The sequence below is a fragment of the Ferrovibrio sp. genome, from assembly GCF_025869515.1.
Taxonomy (GTDB): Bacteria; Pseudomonadota; Alphaproteobacteria; order Ferrovibrionales; family Ferrovibrionaceae; genus Ferrovibrio.
In genome coordinates this window covers 74,261-100,466 of record NZ_JAOZVR010000008.1, presented here as the reverse complement: position 1 = coordinate 100,466, position 26,206 = coordinate 74,261, and the positions used below count along the sequence as shown (strand labels likewise).

The window sequence follows — 26,206 nt, the reverse complement described above, 5'->3', positions numbered from 1 at the left end:
CGATAATGCCGTCCACCAGTTCGAGGCACATATCCTCCAGCCGCTGCGCCGCGTCGTCGATCCCGTCGATTTCGGCAGAGGTGAAACTGTAGGCGGCGTCCTCGCACCAGTAGGGTTCGCCGTTGATGGTGTGGAATTCGAAGCCGATCTTTTCGGCACGCTCGCGCCAGTCGGCGCGCGGCTCGATGGTCAGCCGCTCCATGGCAGGCGCTCCATGCCGCTTACGAGCCGGCCGAGGAGGTGAGGGCGCTGCCGGTGCGGCCGAAGCCGCCGCGCGATACGGCCAGCGGCGAGGCCTTGGGCGCATCGGGGAAGCGGTTGGCGCTGAGCTGGCCCAGCGGCCGGCCGCCGGAATAGGCGGTGTTGGACGGGTCGCGATAGAGCGGCTGGGCGCCGAGGCCGCCGCCCAGCGTGCGGCCCATCATGTAGCCCATCAGCATCGGCATGAAGATGCCGCCCGAAGAGGACTGCGCCTGCTGCTGCATCGGCTGTGCCGAGGGACTGTTGGGATCGCCCGCCGGTGCGGCCGACGAGAATGCATCGTTGCCGGACAGGACCTGGCTGGGCGTGCCGCAGTTGCTGACACCGAACTCGGCCTCGCATTGCTCGCGGCTGGCAAAGCGCGGGGCGGTCTGCACATGCTGGGCCCTGGCGTCGGCCAGCGCGGTGCGGCAGGCATCCGGATCGGGCCGGCTTGCGCATTCCTTCTGGTCGCGCAGCACGTCATGGCCGGCGAGAGGGTCGTTGTTGTCGCAGCCGGCCAGGCCGACAAGGCCGACGGTGCCAAGAAGGGCGAGACGGATCACTCTGGATTTGCGCATAACCAGAGCATAACCGGACCGGCGCCTTCCGCAAAGCCATGCTTCGGCCCCGGATGCGGTGTTCAGGCTAATCCTTTGACTCACCTGTGAGAATCTTGCGACCGACTCGGAAAGGGTTTGACCTGGCGACTCGGCTGTGATTCTTTACGAATCACCATGAGTGCTGTCCGTGAAATCCGCCGCCATTCGCTTGCCGCCGTTATCCCGGTGATCTGCTTCGCCGCCATCGGCTACTTCGCCTACCATGCGATGGAAGGCGAGCACGGCATCAATGCCTATACGCGCCTCACCCTGCAGATTCAGGATACCCGGGCGGCGCTGGCCGAGGTGACGGCCGAACGCCGTACGCTGGAGCGCCGGGTCGACCTGCTGCGCGCCGACGGCCTGGATGCCGACATGCTGGAAGAGCAGGGCAAGAAAGTGCTGGGCCTGCTGCGACCGGGCGACCGGGTAATTCTCGGCCGCTGAACCGGGTTTTCCCGCAACGGAATTTCGTCGATTAACCGAAATTCAGTTAATCATCTAAAAATCCTTGTTTTAACTAAAGTTAGCCATAATCTTCCGCCTCGCCAACGGACGCCTGACGGTGTTAGCTGTTGGCAAATGCCGTAAGGTCAGTCGGGAGGAAACGATGGCAAAAGCGGGTAAGGCTGCGGATAGCGCGGCCAAGGGCGGCAAATTGCCGCCGGCCAAGGAACTGCTGCAGTATTACCGCGACATGCTGCTGATCCGCCGCTTCGAGGAGAAGGCCGGCCAGCTTTACGGCATGGGCCTGATCGGCGGCTTCTGCCACCTCTATATCGGCCAGGAGGCCGTCGTTGTCGGCCTGCAGGCCTGCGCCAAACTCGGCGATGCCGTCATCACCTCCTACCGTGATCATGGCCATATGCTGGCCACCGGCATGGACCCCAAGGGCGTGATGGCCGAACTGACCGGCCGTGCCGGCGGGTATTCCAAGGGCAAGGGCGGCTCGATGCACATGTTCAGCCGCGAGAAGCATTTCTACGGCGGCCACGGCATCGTCGGCGCCCAGGTGCCGCTGGGGACCGGCCTGGCCTTCGCCCAGAAGTACAACAAGACCGACAATGTGACCTTCTGCTACTTCGGCGACGGCTCGGCCAACCAGGGCCAGGTCTACGAGAGCTTCAATATGGCCGAGCTGTGGAAGCTGCCGGTCATCTATGTGATCGAGAACAACCAGTATGCCATGGGCACGGCGATCAACCGTTCCTCGGCGCAGCCGGCACTGCACAAGCGCGGCGAAAGCTTCGGCGTCGTCGGCCGCCAGGTCGACGGCATGAGCGTGGTGGCGGTGAAGGAAGCCGGCGAAGAGGCGGTGGCGCATTGCCGCGCCGGCAAGGGGCCGATCATCCTGGAGATGATGACCTACCGCTATCGCGGCCATTCGATGTCGGACCCGGCGAAATACCGCAGCAAGGACGAAGTGACCAAGATGCGCGCCGAGCATGATCCGATCGATCAGGTGCGCGCGCTGCTGCTGGGCAACAAGATGGTCGACGAGGATGCCCTCAAGGCCATCGACAAGGAGGTCAAGGACATCGTCCAGCAGGCCGCCGATTTCGCCCAGGAAAGTCCGGAGCCCGATGCATCGGAGCTGTGGACCGACGTTTATGTTGAAGCCTGAGCGGGCCGGGAGGATTTAAGCGATGTCCATTGAGATTCTGATGCCCGCCCTGTCGCCGACCATGACGGAAGGCAAGCTGGCCAAGTGGCACAAGACGGAAGGCGACGCGGTCAAGGCCGGCGACATCATCGCCGAGATCGAGACCGACAAGGCGACGATGGAATTCGAAGCCGTCGATGAAGGCGTGCTGGAGAAAATTCTGGTCGCCGAAGGCACCGAGGGTGTTGCCGTGAACACGCCGATTGCCTCCTTGCGCGGCGACGACGAAAAGCCCGGTACGTCTTCAGAGAAGAGTGCGGTACCGGCAAAGAAAGCCGAAGCGCCCAAGGCGGAAGCGCCGAAAGCCGAGGCGAAGGCTGACAAGGCCGTTGAATCGGCGGTCACGGCCGTGAAGACGCCGGCGCCGGAGCTGAAGGATCCCGCGATCCCCGAGGGCACGCAGTTCGTCTCCATGACGGTGCGCGAGGCGATCCGCGAAGGCATGTCGGAAGAGATGCGCCGCGACCCCAAGGTTTTCCTCATGGGTGAGGAAGTCGCGGAATATCAGGGCGCCTACAAGATCAGCCAGGGCATGCTGGATGAATTCGGCCCCGATCGCGTGATCGACACGCCGATCACCGAACAGGGCTTTGCCGGCCTCGGCGTCGGCGCCGCTTTCGGCGGCCTGCGCCCGATCATCGAATTCATGACTTTTAACTTCTCGATGCAGGCGATCGACCAGATCGTCAATTCGGCGGCCAAGACGCTGTACATGTCGGGCGGCCAGATGGGCTGCCCCATCGTGTTCCGCGGCCCCAACGGCGCGGCGGCCCGCGTCGCTGCCCAGCACAGCCAGGATTACGCCGCCTGGTATTCGCATATCCCGGGCCTGAAGGTGGTAGCGCCGTATTCCGCCGCAGACTTCAAGGGCCTGATCAAGGCGGCGATCCGCGATCCGAATCCGGTGATCTTCCTGGAAAACGAAATCCTCTACGGCCGCAGTTTCGAGGTGCCGAAGCTGGATGACTATGTTGTGCCGATCGGCAAGGCGCGCATCGCCCGCGAAGGCAAGGATGTCACGCTGGTGGGCTATTCGATTGCCGTCGGTCATGCGCTGGCCGCCGCCGAGAAACTGGCGGAAGAGGGCATCGAGGCCGAGGTAATCGACCTGCGCACCATCCGCCCGATGGACCACGACACCATCATACAGTCGGTGCAGAAGACCAACCGCATCGTCACCGTGGAAGAGGGCTTCCCGCAATCCGGCATCGGCGCGGAAATCGCCGCCGTGATGATGGAAAAGGCCTTCGACTATCTCGATGCGCCGGTGACGCGTGTGCATGGCAAGGATGTGCCGATGCCCTACGCCGCCAACCTGGAAAAGCTGGCGCTGGTCAGCGTGCCGGAAATCGTCGCGGCGGCGAAAGCCGTCTGCTACCGCAAGTAAGGGAGGGCCAAAGGATGCCGATCGAAATCCTGATGCCGGCCCTCTCGCCCACCATGACCGAGGGCAAGCTGGCGAAATGGCATAAGCGCGAAGGCGAAGAGATCAAGGCCGGCGATATCATCGCCGAGATCGAGACCGACAAGGCGACGATGGAATTCGAGGCGGTCGACGAGGGCAGGCTCGGCAAGATTCTGGTCGCCGAAGGCAGCGATGGCGTGGCGGTCAATACGCCGATCGCCATCCTGCTGGAGGAGGGCGAGTCTGCCGGCGACATGAAGGCAAAGCCGGCTGCCGCGCCGGCCGCCAGGCCTGAAGAGAAGAAGGCTGAAGCGCCGAAGGCGGAGGCCCCGAAGCCTGCTGCTGCCGCTGCGCCGGCTGCGACGCCAGTCGCCGCGCCTGCCAAGAGCGGGGAGCGCGTTTTCGCCTCGCCGCTGGCCCGCCGCATGGCCGAACAGGCGGGCGTCGACCTGAAAGCCGTGTCTGGCAGCGGCCCGCACGGCCGCATCGTCAAGGCCGATATCGAGAAGGCGCCGAAAGGCAGTGCCGCGGCGCCGGCTGCGGCTGGCAAGGCGGCGGCGCCTGTGGCGTCCGGTCCGGGCGCGCGCCAGCTCGCCGACCTGCTCAAGATGCCCTACAGGCTGGAGCCGCTGTCGGGCATGCGCAGGACGATTGCGCGCCGGCTCACCGAGTCCAAGCAGACGGTGCCACATTTCTACCTCACCATCGACACCGAGATCGACGAGCTGCTGTCCCTGCGCAAGCGGCTCAACGACAAGACCGAGGCCAAGATCAGCGTCAACGACTTCGTCATCCGCGCCGTGGCGCTGGCGCTGAAGAAGGTGCCGACGGCCAATGCGAGTTACGACGACAGCGGCATGATGTATTACGAGCATGCCGATATTTCGGTGGCGGTGGCGACGCCGAACGGCCTGATCACGCCGATCATCAAGCAGGCCGAGGGCAAGGGCCTGACGCAAATTGCGAGCGAGATGAAAGATCTCGCTGCGCGGGCGCGGGATGGCAAGCTCAAACCTGAAGAATACCAGGGTGGCACCTTCTCGATTTCCAATCTCGGCATGTTCGGCATCAAGCAGTTCGAGGCGGTGATCAACCCGCCGCAGGGCTGCATCCTCGCCATCGGCGCCGGCGAGCAGCGCCCGATTGTCAAGAACGGCCAGATCGTGCCGGCCACGATCATGACCTGCACGCTGTCGGTCGATCATCGCGCGGTGGACGGCGCCGTGGGCGCGCAGTTCCTGCAGGCCTTCAAGGGCTTCATCGACGACCCGCTGACCATGCTGCTGTGAGGCGGCAAGGATGACGGAGAAAGTCGCCATCGTTACCGGCGCCGGCAAGGGCATGGGCGCCGGGATTCTGAAAAAGCTTGCCGCCGATGGCTATCGCGTGGTGGCGATGTCCCCGTCCGGTGCGGCCAGGACTTTGGCCGAGAGTCTCGGCGGTGTCGGTATTGCCGGCTCCAACGCCAAGGCGGACGACGTCAAGGCGCTGGTCGATCTCACCCTCGACACATACGGCCGCATCGATGCGGTGGTGAACAGCACCGGCCATCCGCCCAAGGGCAAGTTGCTGGAGCTGGACGATGCCGCCTGGCTCACCGGCTTCGAACTGGTGCATCTGGCGGTCATCCGCATGGTGCGGCTGGTCACGCCGGTGATGCTCAAGCAGGGCGGCGGCGCGTTCGTGAATCTTCTCACTTACGCGACCTTCGAGCCGGAAGCGGATTTCCCGATCTCCGGTCCGGTGCGCGCTGCGGTGGCGGCATTCTCGAAAGTCTATGCCGACCAGTATGCCGCGCAGGGCATCCGCATGAACAACGTGCTGCCGGGCTTCATCGACAGCCTGCCAGCCAAGGACGAACGTGTGGCCCGCATCCCGATGAAACGCTACGGCACCGTGCGCGAGATCGCCGATGCCGTCGCCTTCCTGCTGTCGGAACAGGCCAGTTACATCACCGGACAGAATCTGCGCGTCGACGGCGGCATCACCCGCTCTGTGTAAAAGAGGCTCCCATGGCTGATACCAGTTTCGATCTGATCGTCGTCGGCAGCGGCCCGGGCGGCTACACCACGGCGATCCGCGGTGCCCAGCTCGGCATGAAAACCGCGATCATCGAGCGCGAGCATCTCGGCGGCATCTGCCTGAACTGGGGCTGCATCCCGACCAAGGCGTTGCTGCGCTCGGCCGAAATCTATTCCAACATCAGGCATGCCGAGGCTTATGGCTTCACCGTCGAAGGCAAGGTCACCATCGACACCAAGAAAGTGGTCGAACGCTCGCGCAAGGTGGCGGCGCAGCTGTCGAACGGCGTGAAGTTTCTGATGAAGAAACACAAGATCACGGTGTTCGACGGCCACGGCACGCTCAACGGTCCCGGCAAGGTGAAGGTGGCCAAGGACGGCAAGCCGGTCGCCGATCTCACCGCCAGGCATATCATCCTTGCTACCGGTGCCCGCGCACGCTCGCTGCCCGGCCTGGAGCCGGATGGCAAGCTGGTCTGGACCTACAAGGAAGCCATGGTGCCGCCGGCGCTGCCGAAATCGCTGCTGGTGATCGGTTCGGGCGCCATCGGCATCGAGTTTGCCAGCTTCTATCGCCAGCTCGGTTCCGACGTCACCGTGGTCGAGGTGATGGACCGCGTGCTGCCGGTCGAGGACGAAGAGATCTCCGCTCTCGCCAAGAAGGCCTTCGAGAAGCAGGGCATGAAAATCCATCTCGGCACCACCGTGACGGCGCTGAAGAAGGGCATCGACACCGTGACCGCCGTACTGAAGGACAAGGCCGGCAAGGAAACCGAAATCACCGTGGAGCGCGTCATCCTCGCGGTCGGCATTGTCGGCAATGTCGAGAATATCGGTCTCGAAACGACGAAGGCCAAGGTCGAGAAGACCCATGTGGTCACCGACGAATGGAGCCGCACCGCCGAGCCGGGCCTCTATGCCATCGGCGACCTGACCGGGCCGCCCTGGCTGGCGCACAAGGCCGGCCATGAAGGCGTGATCTGCGTCGAGAAGATCGCCGGCGAAAAAGATGTCCATCCGCTGAATGTCAGCAACATCCCGGGCTGCACCTACTGCACGCCGCAGGTGGCGAGCGTCGGTCTGACCGAGGCCGCTGCCAAAGCGAAGGGCCATGAAGTCCGTGTCGGCCGCTACCCTTTCCTCGCCAACGGCAAGGCGATTGCGCTGGGCGAGCCGGAAGGCCTGGTCAAGACGGTATTCGACAAGAAGACCGGCGAACTGCTGGGCGCCCATATGATCGGCGCCGAGGTCACCGAGCTGATCCAGGGCTTCGGCATCGCCAAGACCCTGGAAACCACCGAGGCCGAGCTGATGCATGCGATCTTCCCGCATCCGACGCTCAGCGAGATGATGCATGAGTCGGTGCTGGACGCTTACGGCAAGGCGCTGAATTACTAGGATTCTGCAGCCGGTGCCGGCAGATGCGGGGGCAGGGGCTTTTCTGTATACTGCCGGACGCTATCTCAGGATCGAGGTTGCTCAGAGGATTTAGACGTCGTGGCCATTAACGTTCACCCCATCCCGGTCCGCCATCCGGAAAAGGCGCACAAGCCCGATACCCCGGTGCTGCGCAAGCCGGACTGGATTCGCGTCAAGGCGCCGACCTCGCCGCAGGTGGCCGAGACACGCCGGCTGATGCGCGACCTCAAGCTCAACACCGTCTGCGAGGAAGCCGCCTGCCCGAATCTGGGCGAGTGCTGGCAGCAGAAGCATGCCACGGTGATGATCCTTGGCGCCGTCTGCACGCGGGCCTGCGCCTTCTGCAATGTCACCACCGGCAAGCCTTCCGGTGTCGACCATGACGAGCCGGAGCATGTTGCAGAGGCAGTGGGTAAACTTGGGCTACACCATGTGGTGATCACCTCCGTGGATCGCGACGATCTCGACGATGGCGGCGCCTCGCAGTTCGTGAAAACCATCGCGGCGATCCGCAAAAGCGCGCCGGCCACCACGGTGGAAATCCTGACGCCCGATTTCATCCGCAAGCCGGGCGCCATCGAGGCGGTGGTGGCAGCAAAGCCCGATGTCTACAACCACAATCTGGAAACCGTGCCGCGGCTCTATCCCACCATCCGGCCCGGCGCGCGTTATTTCGCTTCGCTGCAGTTGCTGGCCAGGGTGAAGGAACTCGATCCGACGATGTTCACCAAGTCCGGGCTGATGGTCGGTCTTGGTGAAGAAAAGATAGAGATCATGCAGGTGATGGACGACCTGCGTGCCGCCGACGTGGATTTCCTCACCATCGGGCAATACCTGCAGCCGACCCGCAAGCATGCCGAGGTGAAGAGCTTCGTCACGCCGGATGAATTCGCCGCCTATACCACGATTGCCAATTCCAAGGGCTTCCTCACCGTGTCGGCGTCGCCGCTGACCCGCTCGTCGCATCACGCCGGCGACGATTTCGCCCGGCTGAAGGCGGCGCGCCAGGCCAAACTTGGCGCGGAAGCCTGACGCCCGGTGCCGACCCACGCCGAAAAACGCATCCTGCCCTATCGGCCAGACCAGCTTTATGCGCTGGTCGCGGGCATCGAGCAGTATCCGAAATTCCTGCCCTGGTGCGTCGGCGCCCGCATCCGCGAGCGTAACGAAACTGTCGTGGTGGCCGACCTGATCATCGGCTTCAAGGTGTTCCGCGAACGCTTCACCAGCCGGGTCACGCTCGATCCCGCTGCCCGCCGCATCGATGTCGAATACACCGACGGTCCGTTCAAATATCTGAAAAACCACTGGATCTTCAATCCGCACCCGACCGGCTGCGAGATCGACTTCTATGTCGATTTCGAATTCAAATCGCGCCTGCTGCAGAAAACCATCGAACTGCTGTTCAACGAAGCAGTCCGGCGCATGGTCGGCGCTTTCGAGACCCGGGCGCAGCAGCTTTACGGCGAGAATGGATTATCCCTGCCGCCTGGTGTTACGATTACGGCACTCTGACCCGGCTCGGCCGTTAGGGCTGGGCAAACACGGAGTCCAGTATGGTGGCCCTGCCTACGCTTCCCAATATCTCGATTTCCGGCACGCTGCTGGAGCGCGGCCTGCGCAGCCTGGTCGGCGCCTGGCGTGGCATCGCCGGCGGCGACGACACCGCCCAGCTGGCCCGCGACGGGCTGGCGGATCCGAAAGACACCGAGCGCCTGCGCGCCCTGTTCGCCGACTGCCTGGAGGCGCGCGGCGGCGAGGTTTCGGCGCGGGCCCGCGCGGCGGCGCTCGGCCGGCTCTATCTCGGCCTCGACGATACCGGCAAGCGCGCCTTCCTGCAGGTGCTGGCCGGCGGTTTTGCCGCCGATGAGGTGGCGCTCGACAAGGCCATCACCGATGTGCAGCGCGCCGCCGAGCCGGTGGCGCGGCACAAGGCCCAGCGCGCGCTGCGGCTGGCGCTGACGCCGCCACGGCAAAGACTGCTGACGCAGTTCACCGCCCTGCCGCAGGGCGTGAAATTCCTGGTCGACATGCGCGCCGATGCGCTGCGCTTCCGCAAGGAGTCGCCCGAGCTTGCGATTGTCGAGGCCGACCTGGAAGACTTGCTGGTCGGCTGGTTCGATGTCGGCTTCCTCGAGCTGCAGCGCATCTCGTGGAACAGCCCGGCGGCTCTGCTGGAAAAGCTGATCGCCTACGAGGCCGTGCACGCGATCGAAAGCTGGGACGACCTGCGCAACCGGCTGGATGCCGACCGGCGCTGCTATGCCTTCTTCCATCCGCGCATGCCGCTGGAACCGCTGATCTTCGTCGAGGTCGCGCTGGTCAAGGGCATCGCCGGCAACGTGCAGACGCTGCTGGATCAGGCCACCCCGGTCCTCGATCCGAAAGACGCCGATACGGCGATTTTCTACTCGATCTCGAATACCCAGGTCGGCCTGCGCGGCATTTCCTTCGGCAATTTCCTGATCAAGCGCGTGGTGGACGATCTCAGCCGCGACCTGCCGAACCTGAAGCAGTTCTCGACCCTGTCGCCGATCCCGGGTTTCCGCGGCTGGCTTGACGAGGTCGTCACTGCGGGGACCCCCGATCTGGTGGAAAGCAAGGCGCGCGACGAACTCAGCCATGCGCTGGGCCAGCGTTTCTCCAAGGGCATGCTGCCCGGCCTGCTGAAGGACCATGCCTGGCTCGACAATGCGGCCCTGTCCGAGGCCCTGCGTCCGGTGCTGCTGCGGCTCTGCGCGCGTTACCTGCTCACCGCCACCGACAAGGGCGGCAAGCCGCGCGATCCCGTCGCGCGTTTCCATCTCAGCAACGGCTCGATGGTCTATCGTCTGAACTGGCTGGGCGACCGCTCGCGCAACGGCATGAAGCAGTCGGCCGGCATGATGGTGAACTATCTGTATCGCCTGGACGACATCGACCAGAACCACGAGCGCTTCGTGCGCGACGGCACCATTGCCGCGTCGGGCGAGGTGAAGCGGCTGGCGGATCTGTAATTGGCCGATCCCTAGCTCTTGCTCGCCTGCATCTGCGCCACCATCTCGCCGGCGAGAGTGAGCGCGTCTTCCACCGTGGCGGCACGCACCGCAGAGCGGCCGATCTCGCCATAGGTCATGCGCTGGTGCATGGTTTCCTGGCCATGCGCGGCAACCGCGATATGCACCAGGCCGACAGGCTTGGTCGCGCTGCCGCCGCCGGGCCCGGCGATGCCGGTACAGGCAATCGCGATATCGGCCTTGCTCTTGCGCAGGCAGCCTTCCGCCATGGCACGCGCCACCGGTTCCGACACCGCGCCACGGCCGGCGACGATCTCGGCCGGTACGCCGAGGACATAGGTTTTCGCATCGTTGGAATAAGTGACGAAGCCGCGCTCGAACACGTCGGACGAGCCGGCGATCTCGGTCAGTGTCGCTGCGATCAATCCGCCGGTGCAGGATTCCGCCGTGGCCAGCATCAGTTTCGCTTCGCGGCAACGCTGCAGCAGGGTTTCGGCAAGGCGGAGCAGGGTATCGTCCATGACAGTCACCAGAAATATACGACGGCCAGCATGACCAGCATGCCGTAAACACCGGCGAAGAGGTCGTCGATCAGCACGCCGGGCGCGCCATCCAGCGTGCGGTCGGCCCAGGAGGCGGGCCAGATCTTGGTGGTATCGAAAAAGCGGAAGACGGCAAAGGCCGCCAGATAGAAGACCGGATCGGCCGGCACGAAAATCAGCGTCAGCCACATGCCGGCCACCTCATCGATGACGATCTCGCCCGGATCGTCGCCGGGCCAGCGCACCAGAAACAGCCGGATCGCCCAGAGCGAGATCAGCGCAATCGTGGCGGCGGCAATCGCAACGGCCCATGGCCCGCCATAGACCTGCAGGGCCCAGGCAAAGGGCAGCGCGCCGGCCGAGCCCCAGGTACCGGGCGCAGGCTTCAGCTTGCCGAGACCGAACCAGGTGCAGAGCAGGAAGGGCAGGGCATAGATATTCATCAGCCGGCTTTCTCTAACCTGGCAGCCGCACGGTGGCGACGGCCTGCGCCGCGATGCCTTCGCGCCGTCCGGTGAAGCCGAGCTGTTCGGTGGTGGTGGCTTTCACGCTGATGCGGTCGATGGTGATTCCGGCGATCCCGGCAATGCGCGCGCGCATGGCGTCGCGATGCGGCCCGATCTTCGGCGCTTCGCAGACGATGGTGATATCGGCATGCGCCAGCATGCCGCCGCGCGCCGCCAGCAGTGTCATCGCATGCTGCAGGAAGGCGGCGGAGTCGGCATTCTTCCAGCGCGCATCGGACGGCGGGAAATGCTGGCCGATATCGCCATCGCCCAGCGCGCCGAGGATCGCATCGGTCAGCGCATGCAGCGCCACATCAGCATCGGAATGGCCGGCGAGGCCGCGGTCATGCGGAATCACCAGGCCGCCGATGGTCAGTTTGCGGCCCGGCTCGTCACTGAAGGCATGCACATCGAAGCCCTGGCCGGTGCGGATATCGGCAAGCTGCAGCAGCAACTGGCGTTCGGCGCGGGCGAAATCCTCCGGTTCGGTCACTTTGAAATTCTCCTCGGCGCCGGGCACCAGCCTGACCGGCAGTCCGGCGCGCTCGGCCACGGCGGCATCGTCGGTCAGCGCCAGGCCGGCCGACTGGCGATGCGCGGTCAGGATGTCGCCAAAACGGAAAGCCTGCGGGGTTTGTACGCGCCACAGGCCCTGACGCTCCACGCCACTGCGCGCATAGCCGGTGTCGTCGCGTTTCAGCGTATCCACCACCGGGATGCCGAGGACTGCGCCTGGCGCCTGTTTGAGCATGGTCAGCAGGCGGTCTATATAGATGTGCTGAAGAAATGGGCGGGCTGCATCATGGATCAGCACTTCTGCCGGCGGATCGTGCGCCAGGGTCTCCAGACCGAGCCGGACGCTGTCCTGCCGTGCGGCGCCGCCGAGGCAGGCCGAAGCCAGGCGAGGATGGTTTTCGAGGCCCTTTACGGCCTCGGCATAGGCGGCGGAATCGTCGGGGTGGATCACGACGGCAACCCGTGCTATGGCCGCGTGGCCGAGCAGCGCGTCGATGCTGTGCCGGAGCAAAGGTTTTCCACCAAGCATTTGGTATTGCTTGGGTTTCTCTCCGCCGGCGCGGGTACCGCGGCCGGCCGCAACAATCAGCGCGGCGGTGGTCATGCCGGGCAACCTACCCGAGCCGGTCCGGCGAGGCAAAGGTCGCCCCAACCTGCTCCGGTTGCGGAAGGATGTTGCAGCGCAGTAAAAAACTCACTATCGTGACCAACAACTGGGCATCCCAGAGAATTGTGTAAAAAATGAGCATAAACGTCGGTCCCGTCGCCATCGCAGATCCGGTCATCCTTGCTCCCATGTCGGGTGTCTCGGATCTGCCGTTCCGTCGCCTCGTCAAACGAAGCGGTGCCGGTCTCGTTGTGTCCGAAATGATCGCCTCCGAAGCCATGGTGCGCGCCTCGCGCCAGACATTGAAGATGGCGCAGAACGTGCCGGAAGAATTTCCGATGTCGGTGCAGCTCGCCGGCTGCGAGGGCAGCGTGATGGCCGAGGCCGCCAAGCTGAACGAAGACAGCGGCGCCGCCATCATCGACATCAACATGGGCTGCCCGGTGAAGAAGGTGGTCAACGGCCATGCCGGTTCCGCGCTGATGCGCGATCTGGCGCATGCCAAAACGCTGCTGACCGCCACGGTGAAGGCCGTGAAACTGCCGGTGACGCTGAAGATGCGCACCGGCTGGGACGACGCCAACCGCAACGCGCCGGAACTGGCGCGCATCGCCGAAGGCGAGGGCATTCGGATGCTCACCGTGCATGGCCGTACGCGCTGCCAGCTGTATAACGGCCGTGCCGACTGGAGTTTCGTGCGCAAGGTGAAAGACGCCGTCAAGCTGCCGGTGATCGTCAATGGCGATATCACCACACTGGATGAAGCCAGGGATGCGCTGGAGCAGTCGGGCGCCGATGGCGTGATGATCGGTCGTGGTGCCTATGGCCGGCCGTGGTTCCTGCGCCAGGTGATCGAATATCTGAAGACCGGCACGCGGCTGCCCGATCCGTCGCTGGCCCAGCAGGAAGCCACCGTGCTTGAACATTATGACGCGATGCTGGAGCATTACGGTATTTCCACAGGCGTGAAGATCGGCCGCAAGCATGTGGCCTGGTATTCCAAGGGCCTGCCGGGTTCGGCCGAGTTCCGCACCCGCATCATGCAGATCGACGAACCGCAGCAGGTGCGCGGCGCCATTCGCGATTTCTACGCCCCGCAGCTTGACCGGATGGCCGCCTGATGCAGTCGGTGGACAGCTACGAAAGCAGCACTATCGATGCCGCCCAGGTGCTGGGCGCCATTCCCAATCCGATCCTGGTGGTCGGCCGTCAGGGCGACATCAGCTACGTGAATCCAGCCGCCGAACAGTTCTTCGACAGCGGTGCAGCCGTGCTGTGCCGCCAGAATCTGCGCGACCTGGTGCCGTTTGGCAGCCCGGTGCTGCAGCTGTTTGCCCAGGTGTTCCGCGAGCGCTACAGCGTGGCGGAATATGATGTCGATCTCGGCTCGCCGCGTCTGGGCGAGCGTCTGGTCGATGTGCAGATTTCGCCGGTGCCCGAAGCGCAGGATCATGTGATCGTGCGGTTTGACGAGCGCACCATGGCCGCCAAGATCGACCGCGCGCTGACCCATCGCGGCGCGGCGCGCTCGGTCACCGGCATGGCCGCCGTGCTGGCGCATGAAGTGAAGAATCCGCTCAGCGGCATTCGCGGCGCGGCGCAGCTGCTGGAAGCCAATGCCAACCAGGCTGACCGCGAACTGACCCGCCTGATCTGCGACGAGACCGATCGCATCTGCGCGCTGGTCGACAGCATGGAAGTCTTCACCGACAAGCGCATCGAGCGCGGCCCGGTGAATATCCACCAGGTGCTGGAGCATGTGCGCAAGGTGGCGCAGGCCGGCTTTGCCAAGAATATCCGCTTTGTCGAACGCTATGACCCGTCGCTGCCGCCGGTGAATGGCAGCCGGGACCAGCTGGTGCAGGTGTTCCTGAACCTGGTGAAGAATGCGGCAGAAGCCATCGGCGACGACCCCGGCGGCGAGATCATCCTGACCACGGCCTACCGCCATGGCGTGCGTCTGGCCGTGCGAGGCTCGCGCGACCGGTTGCACCTGCCGCTGGAAGTCTCGGTTCAGGACAATGGCCCGGGAGTCCCCGAGGATATCCGCCAATATCTGTTCGATCCCTTCGTTTCGACCAAAGTCAGCGGTTCTGGCCTCGGTCTTGCATTGGTTGCCAAGATCATTGGCGATCACGGCGGCGTTATCGAATGCGACAGCCGTCCCCGCCGTACAGTTTTCAGTGCCCGTCTGCCGGTTCACAGCCCGACAGCGGATGAATCCGGAGAGTTACAGGAATGAGTAACAAGGGCACCATTCTCGTCGCCGACGACGACCGCTCGATCCGCACGGTGCTGGATCAGGCGCTCGGCCGGGTCGGCTATCAGGTGCGCTCGACCGGAAATGCCGCCACGCTGTGGCGCTGGGCCTCCGAAGGCGAGGGCGAACTGATCATCACCGATGTGGTGATGCCCGACGAGAACGGCCTCGATCTGCTGCCGCGCATCAAGCGGATCCGGCCGGAACTGCCGATCATCGTGATGAGCGCGCAGAAGACGCTGCTGACCGCCGTGAAGGCCGCCGAGCGCGGCGCCTACGACTATCTGCCCAAGCCCTTCGACCTGAAGGAGCTGCTGCGCGTGGTTGAACGCGCGATGAATCAGCCGAAGGCCCAGCCCTCCGAGGCCGCCGCCGCCGATGCCGACGAGGAAAAGCTGCCGCTGATCGGCCGCTCGCCGGCGATGCAGGAAATCTACCGCGTGATGGCGCGCCTGATGGGCACCGACCTCACCGTGCTGATCTATGGCGAGTCCGGTACCGGCAAGGAGCTGGTGGCGCGCGCGCTGCATGATTACGGCAAGCGCCGCAACGGGCCGTTCGTGGCCATCAACATGGCGGCGATCCCGCGCGAGCTGATCGAGAGCGAACTGTTCGGCCACGAGAAGGGCGCCTTTACCGGCGCCGCCAACCGTTACGCGGGCCGTTTTGAGCAGGCCGAGGGCGGCACGCTGTTCCTCGACGAAATCGGCGACATGCCGATCGAGGCACAGACGCGCCTTTTAAGAGTCTTGCAGCAGGGCGAGTACACCACCGTGGGCGGCCGCACGCCGATCCGCACCGATGTGCGCATTGTCGCCGCCACCAACCGCGACCTGCGCCAGGCCGTGAACCAGGGCCTGTTCCGCGAGGATCTGTTCTATCGCCTGAATGTCGTGCCGCTGCGCCTGCCGCCGCTGCGCGAACGCAGCGAGGATATCGCCGATCTGGTGCGCCACTTCCTCAACCAGGCCACCGCCCAGGGCCTGCCGACCAAGACGGTGTCGGCCGAAGCGATGGAACGCATCCGCCGCTACCGCTGGCCCGGCAACGTGCGCGAGCTGGAAAACCTGGTCCGCCGCCTGGCTGCGCTCTATGCCGATGACGTGATCGGCCTGGAAGTGATCGAGAACGAGCTGGCCGAGCCGCCGCAGGCACCGCGCAACGCCGAGCCGAGCGAGGAAGAGACGCTGACCGGCAGCATCGAGCGCCACCTGACCAAGTATTTCTCCGCCCAGGGCGACGACCTGCCGCCGCCGGGCCTGTATGACCGGATGCTGCGCGAGCTGGAAATCCCGCTGATCTCGCTCAGCCTGGCGGCCACCCGGGGCAACCAGATCAAGGCGGCCCATATGCTGGGGCTCAACCGCAACACCCTGCGCAAGAAGATCCGCGACCATAATATCCAGGTCATCCGTGGCCTGAAGTAGTCGCGGCCCGAAGCCGCGGCGACCTGGGATAGTTCTGCGAACGGCCGGTTTGCCCCTCCCGGAATGCCCGGGGGATGGGTGCCGGATCGCTGCGGCTGGGGTATGATCGGCCAATGGCCGGGTACCCCCGATTCACAGACTGTCACCAACCATGACTCCGGATAGGACTGGCGAGACGATTCCGACGTCCCGTGAGGCCGCGGGCGAGGCTGCCGGCGTGGCATCCGGAGCGGGTTTCGTTGCGGTCAGCGATGACGGCCGTCCGATCGCCCGGTTCGCCCGGCGCCTGTGGCACGGGGCGCTCGGCTGGGCGCGCCGCCATAACCTGCTTCGTCAGCTCGAGATCGCCCTGGCCATCGCAGCCCTGGTGGCCGGCACGCTGACCTATCTGGCGATGACGCCGGGCGCCAATCGCGAACTGACGCCGCGCGACGTCCAGATCCTGCTGCTGACCGACCTGATCGTCCTGCTCAGCCTGACCAGCCTGGTGGCCCGCCGCCTGGTGGTGCTGTGGATGCAGCGGCGCCGGGGCGCGGCCGGCTCGCGCCTGCATGCCCGCATGGTCATGATGTTTGCCGGCGTCACCGCCCTGCCCACCGTGCTGATGACCCTGTTTGCCGTGCTGTTCTTCAATCTCGGTCTGCAGACCTGGTTCAGCGAGCGCGTCAATTCGGCGGTCAATGCCTCGGTTGCCATCGCCGAAGCCTATATCCAGGAGCATCGCAAGACGATCCGCGCCGATGTGCTGGCGATGGCGGTCGATCTCAACCGCGCTGCGCCCAACCTGACCCGCAACCCCTATGCCTTCCAGCAGGCGGTGCGCCAGCTGTCGCGTATCCGCGGCCTGGGCGAGGCGATTGTCTTCACCTCCACCGGCGAAATCCTCGCCCGCAACGAACTCAGCCTGCTGATGGAATTCGACCGCGTGCCGCCGCGCGCCATCGAGGATGCCAATGCCGGGCAGGTGGTGATCATCACCGCCGAAACCGATGACCGCGTGCGTGCGCTGGTGCGGCTGGACGGCTATCTCGACGCCTATCTCTATGTCGGCCGCTATATCGACGCGAAGGTACAGGCCGAGCTGGAGCGGACACGCAATGCAGCCCAGCAGTATAACCGCCTGGAACGCGCGCGCGCGACGCTGGAAATCAATTTCGCCATCCTGTTCCTGCTGGTCTCGCTGCTGTTGCTGTTCGCCGCGATCTGGTTTGCGCTGCTGATCGCCAACCGGCTGGTCACGCCGATCGGCGAGGTGGTGACGGCCGCCGAGAGAATCCGCAGCGGCGATCTGACCGCGCGGGTGACCGAACGTGCCGACGATGACGAGATTTCCACGCTGGGCCGCACCTTCAACCGCATGACCGGCCAGCTGGCCGCGCAGCAGGCCGAACTGATCGCCGCCAACCGCCAGCTCGACGAGCGGCGCCGCTTCACCGAAACCGTGCTTTCCGGCGTTTCGGCCGGCGTGATCGGCGTCGATCCGCAGGGCATGGTGACGCTGCCCAATCCCTCCGCCCAGGCGATGCTGCAGCAAAGCTTCGACGACATGGTCGGCCGGCCCTTCACCGAAGTGGCACCGGAGATGGCGGAGCTGTTCGACCAGCTCGCGCAGCGCCCGGCCGAAGGGGTGGAGCGCGGCCAGGTGGTGGTGCAGCGCTCGGACGGCGCGCGCACCCTGCTGGTGCGCATCGCGCGCGAGGTCACCGGCAACGAACTGCTTGGCTATGTCGTCACCTTCGACGATGTCAGCGAACTGGTGGCGGCGCAGCGCAATGCCGCCTGGGCCGATATCGCCCGGCGCATCGCGCATGAGATCAAGAATCCGCTGACCCCGATCCAGCTCTCGGCCGAGCGGCTGAAGCGCAAATACATGAAGGAAGTGCAGACCGATCCGGAAATCTTCGAGCAATGCACCGATACCATTATCCGGCAGGTCGGCGACATCGGGCGCATGGTCGATGAATTCTCCACCTTCGCCCGTATGCCGCGTCCGGTCTATCGCGAGGAAGACATCACCCAGCTGGTGCGTCAGGGCGTGTTCCTGCAGCAGGTGGCCCGCCCGGATATCCAGTTCGAGACGGATATCCAGGAAATGCCGATGCGCATCAATGTCGACGCGCGCCAGCTCGCCCAGGTGCTGACCAACATCCTGCAGAACGCGGTGGATGCCATCGATGGCCGCGATCGCGTTGCCGGCGAAACCCTGCCGCGCGGCCATATCTCGGTCGGCCTGCGGCTCAACGGCACCACGGCCGATATCACCGTGCTGGATAACGGCCGCGGCCTGCCGGTGGAGAATCGCGACCGCCTGTTCGAACCCTATGTCACAACGCGCAGCAAGGGTACCGGGCTTGGCCTTGCCATCGTCAAGAAGATCATCGAGGAACATGGCGGCAGTATCACGCTCACCGATGCCACCCTGTTTGATCCGGCGCTGAAAAATGGTAGCTTGGCGCGCATTCACCTGCCGGGCGTCCTGCCCGGCAACGAGGCGGCCGGGCCGGCCGGCCGTTCTGTTAATCCGGAGCCTCCCGCGGCGGAGGCGCATGCCGCATTGCGTAAGGTATTAGGGTCGGGCAGTCATGGCGCGTGACATTCTCATCGTCGATGACGAAGCGGACATCCGCAATCTGATCGCGGGTATCCTGCAGGATGAGGGCTACGAGACCCGTATGGCCGGGGATTCCGATGGTGCCTTGCGCGAGATGGAAGCGCGTCGGCCCAGTGCGGTGATCCTGGATATCTGGCTGCAGGGCAGCAAGCTGGACGGCCTGGAAATCCTCGACCGCATCATGCGCGACCACAGCACCGTGCCGGTGGTGATGATTTCGGGCCATGGCAATATCGAAACGGCGGTTTCGGCGATCAAGCGCGGGGCTTACGATTATATCGAAAAACCGTTCAAGAGCGACCGCCTGCTGCTGCTGCTTGAGCGTGCCCTGGAGCAGGCGCGGCTCAAGCGCGAAAACGAGGATCTGCGGCAACGCTCGGGCACGGTGGCCGAACTGATCGGCTCCTCGCCGGCCATCGTTGCTTTGCGTCAGGCGATCGACCGTGTGGCGCCGACCAACAGCCGCGTGCTGGTGTCTGGCCCGCCGGGCGCCGGCAAGGAACTGGTTGCGCGGCTGCTGCATCAGCGTTCGCGCCGCGCCGGCGGGCCTTTTGTGCTGCTCAATGTCGCGGCGATGACATCGGATCGCATCGAACAGCAGCTGTTCGGCATCGAGGAAGTGGTCAACGGCCAGCGCCAGCACAAGATCGGCGTGCTGGAAGAAGCCCATGGCGGCACGCTGTTCATCGACGAGGTGGCGGAGATGTCGCCGGAGGCGCAGGCCAAGCTGCTGCGCGTGCTGACCGAGCAGAGTTTCGAGCGTGTCGGCGGCCGTACCCGCGTGCAGGTCGATGTCCGCATCATCTCGGGCACCGTGCATGACCTGACCGTCCGGGTCGGCCAGGGGCAGTTCCGGCAGGACCTGTATCATCGCCTGAATGTCGTACCGCTGCGGGTGCCGGCCTTGCGCGATCGCCGCGAGGATGTGCCGCTGCTGGCCCGGCAGTTCATCCAGGTCGAGGCGCAGCGCCAGGGTGTGCCGGTGCGCGATCTGGCCGAAGATGCGCTGCTGGCGCTGCAATCGGCGGAATGGCCGGGCAATGTGCGCGAGTTGCGCAATGCCATTGCGCGCCTGCTGATCATGCTGCCGGCGGATCAGCGCGGCGCCGCGATCCATGCCGATATGATGCCCTCCGACCTGGGTGCGACCCCGCCGGTTGCACTGCGGCCGGAAACGACGACGGAAGTGATGGCGCTGCCGCTGCGCGATGCCCGTGAAATGTTCGAGCGCGAATATCTGCTGGCGCAGATCACCCGCTTCGGCGGCAATGTCTCGCGTACCGCCAGTTTCATCGGCATGGAACGCTCGGCTCTGCATCGCAAGCTGAAGGCGCTCGGCGTCGTCACCCTCGACCGCAACGGCGGCTAGGAGTGCCAAATCCATGAAAGTCATCGTCTGTGGCGCCGGCCTGGTCGGCTCAACCATCGCACGCCAGCTTGCCGCTGAAGGCAACGAGGTGACGATGATCGACGTTTCGGCCGATCGCGCCAACAAGGCTGCCGAGACCTACGATCTGCGCGCCATCGTCGGCTATGCCTCGCATCCAGACGTGTTGGAACAGGCCGGCGCCTCCGACGCCGATATGCTGATCGCGGTTACCTTCGCCGACGAGGTCAACATGGTGGCCTGCGAGGTGGCGCATGCGCTGTTCAACGTGCCGACCAAGATCGCCCGCATCCGTGCGCAGGGCTATCTCCGGCCGGAATGGTCGGACCTGTTCAACGAGAAGCATATCTCGATCGACTACATCATCTCGCCCGAGATCGAAGTGGCGCGCGCCATCCACCGTCGCATCCTGACGCCGGGTGCCTTCGACATGATCCCCTTTGCCGGCGACCGTCTGCGTCTGGTCGGCGTGCGGCTCGACGAGGATTGCCCGATCCTGAACACGGCGCTGCGCCAGCTGACCGGGCTGTTTCCCGATCTGGCCCTGAATATCTGCGGCATCATCCGCAACGGCGCCATGCTGGTGCCCGATGCCGACGATCACCTCGAAGCCAATGACGAAATCTATGCCTGCGTATTGTCCGAACACCTGCCGCGTGCCATGCGCCTGTTCGGCCATGAGGAGCGCGAGGCGCGCCGCATCGTGCTGTCGGGCGGCGGCAATATCGGCCTGTTCCTGGCGCGCGAGATCGAGGCAAGCCAGCCTTCGGTGCTGCTCAAGGTGATCGAGCATAATCGCGAGCGCGCCGAATTCGTTGCCGGCGCACTGAAAAATGCGGTGGTGCTGCACGGCGATTCTCTGGATCAGGACATCCAGCAGGAAGCCAAGGTTGGCGCGGCCGAAACCTTCATTGCCATGACCAACGACGACGAGGTGAATATTCTCACCTCGCTGCTGGCCAAGCGGGCCGGCGCCCAGCGCGCCATCACACTGGTCAACAACCCGGCTTATGAATCGCTGATCGGTTCGCTTGGCATCGATGTCGTGGTCAATCCGCGCTCGACCACGGTATCGTCGATCCTGCAGCATGTCCGGCGCGGCCGTATCCGCGCCGTGCATTCGCTGCATGACGGCGCGGCCGAGGCGATGGAGGCCGAAGCGGTGGAGACCAGCGCCCTGGTCGGCAAGCCGCTCTCCGAACTGAACCTGCCCGACGGCCTGAAGATCGGCGCCATCCTGCGCGGTGACAGCGTCGAAATCGCCCGCGGCGACAGCGAGATCGAGGCGGGTGACCGCGTCATCCTCTTCGTGCGGCGCGATGCCGTGAAGAAGGTGGAGAAGCTGTTCGCCGTCCGCCTGGAATTCTTCTGAGATCATATAAAAACGACGAGGCCTTCCCGATGTCGCGTATCGCTTATGTCAACGGTCAGTACGTGCCCTATGCCCAGGCGGGTGTGCATGTCGAAGACCGCGGATTCCAGTTCGCCGACGGTGTTTATGAAGTGGTTGCCATCACCGATGGCGGCTTTGTCGATCTGGAAGGCCATCTGGCGCGACTGGAACGCAGCCTGGATGAACTGCGTATCGAACGGCCGATGACGCGCGCGGCGCTCAGTGTGGTGCTGCGTGAAACCGTGCGGCGTAATCGCGTACGCAACGGCAGCATCTATCTGCAGATCACCCGCGGCGCGGCGAAGCGCGAATTCGCCTTTCCCGCCGGCATCGCGCCCACCGTGGTGGCGATCGCCCGCCATCTCGACTGGAACAAGGCGGCGGCCAATGCCGCCAGGGGCGTGCCGGCGATTACGCAGCCCGATATCCGCTGGGGCCGCTGCGACATCAAGACGGTCGGCCTGCTGCCGGCAGCGCTGGCCAAACAGGCCGCCAAGGAAGCCGGCGCCTACGAGGCATGGCTGGTCGACGAGAAGGGCTTCGTCACGGAAGGCAGTTCGTCGAATGCCTGGATTGTGACGAAGGAGAACGTGCTGGTCACCCGCGCGCCGACCACCGAGATTCTCAGCGGCATCACCCGCGCCGCCGTGCTGGAACTGGCGAAGCGGGAAGGGCTGAAGGTCGAATTCCGGCCCTTCACCGTGGCCGAGGCGCTGGCGGCGAAGGAAGCCTTCGTTTCCTCGGCCACATCCTATGTGATCCCGGTGGTGACGCTGGATGGCAAGCCGATCGGCAATGGCGGTCCCGGCGTGGTGGCTTCCAGGCTGCGCGGCCTCTACGAGACCCATGCGGCGAACCACAGCAGCGACTGGCAGGCGCCCTTCATTTCACCGTGACGGAATGCCTTGTAACAGGACCCGTGACGGCCGTCACACTGTGACTGCAGCGGGCAGGACAGCGGCCCGATGCCGCAGTGCACGCCATTGTTTTGCCACTTTCCGAAATTAATGGTTTAATCCAAGGGCGAGGGCAGCGGCCGCCGCCCCCGCAGCACCGGTCCAGTGCGTAATCTCGTGCGTATTTGCCGGAAGCTGGTGAAAAAACAAAATAAAGACAACAAGATAAGAAAAGAAAGGTCCATAACTATGGCCGCCGACAAGCCTCAGAACGTCCAGGACGTTTTCCTCAATCATATCCGCAAGACCAAGACCCCAGTGACCGTCTTCCTGGTCAACGGCGTCAAGCTGCAGGGTATCATCAGCTGGTTCGACAATTTCTCGGTGCTGCTGCGCCGCGATGGCCATATGCAGCTGGTCTACAAGCACGCCATTTCGACGGTCATGCCGTCCGGCCCGATCCAGCTCTTCGACCCGGCTGCGGCTGGCGAGAAGGCAACTGCCGGGGAACAGGGCTGACCCAGCCGGGTTTTCCTCCCAACCGATGCCTATTCACAGCGCATCGTATAAGTTTGGCTGATGTCTGATATCGACACTCTGGAAGACGAGCGCCCCCGCAAGGCGCTCGTCCTGCATCCGTCCCTGAAATCCGCTCATGCAAAGGCGGTGGCAGCCAATCTGCGCCGCCACCCCGAGGCACGGCTGGCCGAAGCCGTGGGTCTGGCGGCCGCCATCGATCTCGATGTGGTGCGCGCCGATGTCGTGGCAGTGTCGACCTGGCGTCCGGCCACGCTGATCGGTCCCGGCAAGGTGGAAGAACTCGCCGCCTGGATCGAGGAAAACCCGGTCGATGTGGTGATCGTCGATGCCGCCGTCACGCCGGTGCAGCAGCGCAACCTGGAAAAGGGCCTCAAGGCCAAGGTGATCGACCGCACCGGACTGATCCTCGAAATCTTCGGTGCCCGCGCCCGCACCAAGGAAGGCCGGCTGCAGGTCGAACTGGCGCATCTGAATTACCAGCGCTCGCGCCTGGTGCGGTCCTGGACCCACCTGGAACGCCAGCGCGGCGGCTTTGGCTTTCTTGGCGGCCCCGGCGAAAGCCAGCTGGAAATCGACCGCCGCCTGATCGGCGAGCGCATCGCGCGCATCAAGCTCGATCTCGAGCAGGTGGTGAACACCCGCTCGCTGCATCGTCGCCAGCGGCAGAAGGTGCCCTATCCGGTGGTGGCGCTGGTCGGCTATACCAATGCCGGCAAGTCGACGCTGTTCAACCGGCTGACGCAGTCCGAGGTGTTTGCCAAGGATCTGCTGTTCGCCACGCTGGATCCGACCATGCGCACGCTGCGCCTGCCGTCGGGCCGCAACATCATTCTCAGCGATACAGTCGGTTTCATCTCCGAATTGCCCACGCATCTGGTCGCCGCTTTCCGCGCCACGCTGGAAGAGGTGATCTCGGCCGACCTGATCCTGCATGTGCGCGACATGGCGCATCCCGATTGCGAGGCCCAGGCCGCCGACGTGCGCGATGTGCTGGCCTCGCTGGGTATCGGCGACGAGAGCGGCCATCGCAGGATGGAAGCCTGGAACAAGGCCGACCAACTGCCGCCCGATATGCGCGAGGCGCTGGCCAACCAGGCCGCACGCCAGGACGATGCCGTGCTGATCTCGGCACTCGATGGCAGCGGCATTGACACGCTGCTGCAACGGATCGATGCCAGACTGGATTCCGACCGGGTCGAGATGGATGTGACGCTGAATGCTGGCGACGGCGCGGCGGTTGCCTGGCTGCATCGCCATGGCGAAGTGCTGCAGATGCAGGAAAAAGACGGGCACCTGAAGCTTTCGGTGGCGTTAAGCCAGGCCGAGGCAGGCAAATGGCTGAAACGACAGGAAGGCAGACAGGTATGACGGCAGTGAAGGTTGATATGGAGGCTGTGCGGCTGCTGATGGAAGAGGCGGCGCGCACCACCATCCTGCCGCATTTCCGCAAGCTGAAATCCGGCGATATCGACCAGAAGGCCGGGCCGCATGACGTGGTCACCGTGGCCGACAAGGCTTCGGAAGACTTCCTCACTCCGCGGCTGCGGGCGCTGGTACCGGGCTCGACGGTCGTGGGCGAGGAGGCCAGCAGTGTCGATGAAAGCATCATGGATGCCCTGCGCCGGCCGGGTTACGCCTGGCTGATCGACCCGATCGACGGCACCGCCAATTTCGCCGTCGGCAGTGCGCTGTTCGCCGTCATGGTGGCGCTGGTCAAGGACGGCGATGCGGTGGCGAGCTGGATCTACGATCCGATCCGCGGCATCTGCGCCATGGCCGAAACAGGCAGCGGCGCCGTGATGCGCGAAGCCGATGGCAGCATGCGCAGGCTCAGCATGCCCAAACCGCCGTCGCTGGCGCATCTCTCGGGCGCGCCCAATCTGCGCTACGGCGACCGCGACTTCGCCGCCCGCATTGCCTACCGCATGGACAAGACCGCCGGCGTGATGATCCTGCGCTGCGCCGGCCAGGAATACCTCGCCATGCTGGACGGTCATTTCCACTACGCGGTCTATAACCGCGCCATGCCCTGGGATCATACGGCCGGTTGCCTGTTGATGACCGAAGCCGGCGGCATCGCCAGGCGGCTGGATGGCAGCCTGTACCGCGCGGCCGACAAGCCTTTCATTTCACCACTGGTGGCGGCCTGCGGCGAAGACCAGTGGAACTGGCTGAAGAAAGACATCTTCGACGCCTGATCCTGCCATGAACATCCCGATGGACGCCGTCGGCGACCTGCTGCTGCAGGCCGGGCGCGAGATCATCATGCCGCGTTTCCGGCGCCTGCGCGCGGAAGACATCCGCGAAAAGACCCATCATGCCGATCTGGTCACCGTGGCCGACGAGGAAGCCGAGGCGTTTCTCACGCCGCGGCTGGAGGCCCTGCTGCCCGGGTCGCGCACCGTGGGCGAGGAGGCGGTCGGCCGTGATCCGGCGCTCCTGGGGCTGCTCGGTCAGACCGGCCTGCACTGGCTGATCGATCCGATCGACGGCACCGCCAGTTTCGCGGTCGGCTGCGCCCTGTTCGGCTGCATGGTGGCGCTGGTGCAGGACGGCGATGCGGTGGCCAGCTGGCTGCTCGATCCGCCGACCGGCCGGCTGTTCATGGCGGAAAAGGGCGCGGGCGCCTGGCTGCGCGAACCCGATGGTGAAACGCAGCGCCTGACCATGCTGCAGCCGCCGTCGCTGGCGCATCTGTCGGGCGTGGCGAATTTCCGCATGGCCGACCGGGACCTCGCCGCCCGTATGGCCTACCGGCTGGATAAAATCGCCGGGGTCCTGAACCTGCGATGCTCCGGCCAGGAATATCCGGCCATGGCGCTGGGGCAGATTCACTGGGCCATTTATGGCCGCAATATTCCCTGGGATCACGCGCCCGGCACCCTGCTGATTTCGGAGGCCGGCGGGGTCGCCCGACGGTTGAACGGACGGCTCTATCGGGCCGGCGATCCGCCGGGCGGCAGCCCCCTGCTGGCGGCCTGCGGCGAGGACCAGTGGAACTGGCTGAAAACCGGTCTTTTTGACCCCTGATTTCCGGGGGTAAAACACCCCCCGAAACGTTGCTGCGGCGGCCCCCGGCATGGTAGTTTTCGCGGCCTGATTCCAGGGCCGAATCCGGCCCTTTCGGGTGGCCTGATTCGCCCGTTTTCAGACCCCAGATTCCTCCATTTCCGGA

General features: G+C 64.7%; 25 protein-coding genes. 20 read left to right on the top strand and 5 right to left on the bottom strand.

What is annotated here, in order from left to right:
- A partial coding sequence (locus tag OJJ21_RS01355) for a glutathionylspermidine synthase family protein (RefSeq protein WP_297682563.1) occupies window positions 1-202 on the bottom strand: 202 nt, incomplete at its 3' end.
- 19 nt (window positions 203-221) lie between these two features.
- The gene (locus tag OJJ21_RS01350; protein ID WP_297682561.1) at window positions 222-821 is read right to left on the bottom strand and encodes a DUF1190 domain-containing protein; all 600 of its coding nucleotides are present in this window, start codon (window positions 819-821) and stop codon (window positions 222-224) included.
- Between the two features lie 156 nt (window positions 822-977).
- On the opposite strand from OJJ21_RS01350, the gene OJJ21_RS01345 reads away from it, so the two are divergent.
- The 9 genes from OJJ21_RS01345 (at window position 978) to OJJ21_RS01305 (ending at window position 10,346) form a co-directional block, all read left to right on the top strand.
- Window positions 978-1,289 carry a septum formation initiator family protein gene (locus tag OJJ21_RS01345; protein ID WP_297682560.1) on the top strand — a complete coding sequence of 104 codons (312 nt, stop codon included), beginning with the start codon at window positions 978-980 and terminating at the stop codon, window positions 1,287-1,289.
- Window positions 1,290-1,452: 163 nt separating this feature from the next.
- Window positions 1,453-2,466 (top strand): pyruvate dehydrogenase (acetyl-transferring) E1 component subunit alpha, encoded by a 1,014-nt coding sequence (pdhA, locus tag OJJ21_RS01340; protein WP_297682558.1) that lies wholly within the window; start codon window positions 1,453-1,455, stop codon window positions 2,464-2,466.
- A gap of 22 nt (window positions 2,467-2,488) precedes the next feature.
- Window positions 2,489-3,892 carry a pyruvate dehydrogenase complex E1 component subunit beta gene (locus tag OJJ21_RS01335; protein WP_297682556.1) on the top strand — a complete coding sequence of 468 codons (1,404 nt, stop codon included), beginning with the start codon at window positions 2,489-2,491 and terminating at the stop codon, window positions 3,890-3,892.
- Window positions 3,893-3,906: 14 nt separating this feature from the next.
- Window positions 3,907-5,199: a pyruvate dehydrogenase complex dihydrolipoamide acetyltransferase gene (locus OJJ21_RS01330; RefSeq protein WP_297682554.1), complete on the top strand. Its 1,293-nt coding sequence runs from the start codon at window positions 3,907-3,909 to the stop codon at window positions 5,197-5,199.
- Window positions 5,200-5,209: 10 nt separating this feature from the next.
- Window positions 5,210-5,911 carry an SDR family oxidoreductase gene (locus tag OJJ21_RS01325; protein WP_297682552.1) on the top strand — a complete coding sequence of 234 codons (702 nt, stop codon included), beginning with the start codon at window positions 5,210-5,212 and terminating at the stop codon, window positions 5,909-5,911.
- 11 nt (window positions 5,912-5,922) lie between these two features.
- Window positions 5,923-7,329, top strand: coding sequence for a dihydrolipoyl dehydrogenase (lpdA, locus tag OJJ21_RS01320; protein ID WP_297682550.1), 1,407 nt, complete (start codon window positions 5,923-5,925; stop codon window positions 7,327-7,329).
- Window positions 7,330-7,428: 99 nt separating this feature from the next.
- Window positions 7,429-8,382, top strand: a complete 954-nt coding sequence (gene lipA, locus OJJ21_RS01315) for a lipoyl synthase (protein ID WP_297682548.1) — start codon at window positions 7,429-7,431, stop codon at window positions 8,380-8,382.
- 6 nt (window positions 8,383-8,388) lie between these two features.
- Window positions 8,389-8,865 (top strand): type II toxin-antitoxin system RatA family toxin, encoded by a 477-nt coding sequence (locus tag OJJ21_RS01310; RefSeq protein ID WP_297682546.1) that lies wholly within the window; start codon window positions 8,389-8,391, stop codon window positions 8,863-8,865.
- 41 nt (window positions 8,866-8,906) lie between these two features.
- Window positions 8,907-10,346 carry a malonyl-CoA decarboxylase gene (locus tag OJJ21_RS01305; protein WP_297682544.1) on the top strand — a complete coding sequence of 480 codons (1,440 nt, stop codon included), beginning with the start codon at window positions 8,907-8,909 and terminating at the stop codon, window positions 10,344-10,346.
- Between the two features lie 11 nt (window positions 10,347-10,357).
- Here the strand turns inward: OJJ21_RS01305 and OJJ21_RS01300 are convergent, their stop codons facing one another.
- Genes OJJ21_RS01300 through OJJ21_RS01290 form a run of 3 tightly spaced genes read right to left on the bottom strand, consistent with a single transcriptional unit; the run spans window position 10,358 to window position 12,514 of the window.
- Complete coding sequence (locus OJJ21_RS01300) at window positions 10,358-10,867, bottom strand: CinA family protein (RefSeq protein ID WP_297682542.1); 510 nt, start codon at window positions 10,865-10,867, stop codon at window positions 10,358-10,360.
- Window positions 10,868-10,872: 5 nt separating this feature from the next.
- Complete coding sequence (locus tag OJJ21_RS01295) at window positions 10,873-11,331, bottom strand: phosphatidylglycerophosphatase A (protein ID WP_297682540.1); 459 nt, start codon at window positions 11,329-11,331, stop codon at window positions 10,873-10,875.
- A gap of 13 nt (window positions 11,332-11,344) precedes the next feature.
- Window positions 11,345-12,514, bottom strand: a complete 1,170-nt coding sequence (locus tag OJJ21_RS01290; protein ID WP_297682538.1) for a bifunctional 2-C-methyl-D-erythritol 4-phosphate cytidylyltransferase/2-C-methyl-D-erythritol 2,4-cyclodiphosphate synthase — start codon at window positions 12,512-12,514, stop codon at window positions 11,345-11,347.
- 137 nt (window positions 12,515-12,651) lie between these two features.
- On the opposite strand from OJJ21_RS01290, the gene dusB reads away from it, so the two are divergent.
- From dusB to OJJ21_RS01235, 11 genes are all read left to right on the top strand, one after another.
- Window positions 12,652-13,638: a tRNA dihydrouridine synthase DusB gene (gene dusB, locus OJJ21_RS01285; RefSeq protein ID WP_297682536.1), complete on the top strand. Its 987-nt coding sequence runs from the start codon at window positions 12,652-12,654 to the stop codon at window positions 13,636-13,638.
- On the top strand, window positions 13,638-14,759 hold the full coding sequence (locus tag OJJ21_RS01280; RefSeq protein ID WP_297682534.1) for an ATP-binding protein: 1,122 nt from the start codon (window positions 13,638-13,640) through the stop codon (window positions 14,757-14,759). The genes dusB and OJJ21_RS01280 overlap by 1 nt, the downstream gene beginning before the upstream one ends.
- Complete coding sequence (gene ntrC / locus OJJ21_RS01275; protein ID WP_297682532.1) at window positions 14,756-16,204, top strand: nitrogen regulation protein NR(I); 1,449 nt, start codon at window positions 14,756-14,758, stop codon at window positions 16,202-16,204. The genes OJJ21_RS01280 and ntrC overlap by 4 nt, the downstream gene beginning before the upstream one ends.
- 217 nt (window positions 16,205-16,421) lie before the next feature.
- Window positions 16,422-18,797 carry a PAS domain-containing sensor histidine kinase gene (locus OJJ21_RS01270; protein ID WP_297682530.1) on the top strand — a complete coding sequence of 792 codons (2,376 nt, stop codon included), beginning with the start codon at window positions 16,422-16,424 and terminating at the stop codon, window positions 18,795-18,797.
- Window positions 18,787-20,184: a sigma-54 dependent transcriptional regulator gene (locus OJJ21_RS01265; RefSeq protein WP_297682528.1), complete on the top strand. Its 1,398-nt coding sequence runs from the start codon at window positions 18,787-18,789 to the stop codon at window positions 20,182-20,184. Before OJJ21_RS01270 ends, OJJ21_RS01265 begins: the two co-directional genes overlap by 11 nt.
- 13 nt (window positions 20,185-20,197) lie before the next feature.
- Window positions 20,198-21,574, top strand: a complete 1,377-nt coding sequence (gene trkA / locus OJJ21_RS01260) for a Trk system potassium transporter TrkA (RefSeq protein ID WP_297682526.1) — start codon at window positions 20,198-20,200, stop codon at window positions 21,572-21,574.
- 29 nt (window positions 21,575-21,603) lie between these two features.
- A complete protein-coding gene (locus tag OJJ21_RS01255; RefSeq protein WP_297682524.1) occupies window positions 21,604-22,491 on the top strand; it encodes a D-amino-acid transaminase in 888 nt (295 codons plus the stop codon).
- Between the two features lie 249 nt (window positions 22,492-22,740).
- Window positions 22,741-23,010 (top strand): RNA chaperone Hfq, encoded by a 270-nt coding sequence (gene hfq / locus OJJ21_RS01250; protein WP_297682522.1) that lies wholly within the window; start codon window positions 22,741-22,743, stop codon window positions 23,008-23,010.
- 60 nt (window positions 23,011-23,070) lie between these two features.
- A complete protein-coding gene (gene hflX / locus OJJ21_RS01245; RefSeq protein ID WP_297682520.1) occupies window positions 23,071-24,399 on the top strand; it encodes a GTPase HflX in 1,329 nt (442 codons plus the stop codon).
- Window positions 24,396-25,229: an inositol monophosphatase gene (locus OJJ21_RS01240; protein ID WP_297682518.1), complete on the top strand. Its 834-nt coding sequence runs from the start codon at window positions 24,396-24,398 to the stop codon at window positions 25,227-25,229. Before hflX ends, OJJ21_RS01240 begins: the two co-directional genes overlap by 4 nt.
- A 7-nt stretch (window positions 25,230-25,236) precedes the next feature.
- Complete coding sequence (locus OJJ21_RS01235) at window positions 25,237-26,061, top strand: inositol monophosphatase family protein (protein WP_297682516.1); 825 nt, start codon at window positions 25,237-25,239, stop codon at window positions 26,059-26,061.
- The last annotated feature ends 145 nt before the right edge of the window (window positions 26,062-26,206 follow it).